The organism is Acrocarpospora pleiomorpha, assembly GCF_009687885.1.
GTDB classification, from domain to species: Bacteria; Actinomycetota; Actinomycetes; order Streptosporangiales; family Streptosporangiaceae; genus Acrocarpospora; species Acrocarpospora pleiomorpha.
Genome location: NZ_BLAF01000052.1, coordinates 22708 through 23086, shown reverse-complemented (window position 1 = coordinate 23086; position 379 = coordinate 22708). Strand labels below are relative to the sequence as shown.

Genomic DNA, 379 nt, shown 5'->3' with positions numbered 1-379 from the left:
GGGGGGGGGGCGCCTCGGCAGGCTTTGGCGCGGTTGCACGCGTTGGCCGGGGTTGGGTTGACCGATGAGCCTGGGCGGCCGCGTGGGGGTGACACGTCGGCGGACCCGCTGGGGCTCGGGCCTGCGCCGGGGGCCGCGGAGGTTTCGGTGCGGTTGGGGGCGCTCGCGGAGTTGCTGGCGTCGTCGAAGGCGCCCGCGGTTGTGCTGGGGGCGATCGTGCATGCGGAGCTTGTGGTGTTGCGGCCGTTCGGGGTGGCCGATGGGGTGGTGGCTCGGGCGGCGGAGCGGTTGACGTTGATCGAGCATGGGTTGGATCCGAAGAGCCTGGTTGTCGTGGAGGTAGGGCATCTGGAGGCGGGTGCGGGGTATGTGGAGGGGC

At 72.6% G+C, this 379-nt stretch carries 1 pseudogene; it reads left to right on the top strand.

The window, feature by feature from the left end:
- Window positions 1-147: 147 nt before the first annotated feature.
- Window positions 148-379 (top strand): annotated as a pseudogene (locus Aple_RS56445) (oxidoreductase); the annotation flags it as partial.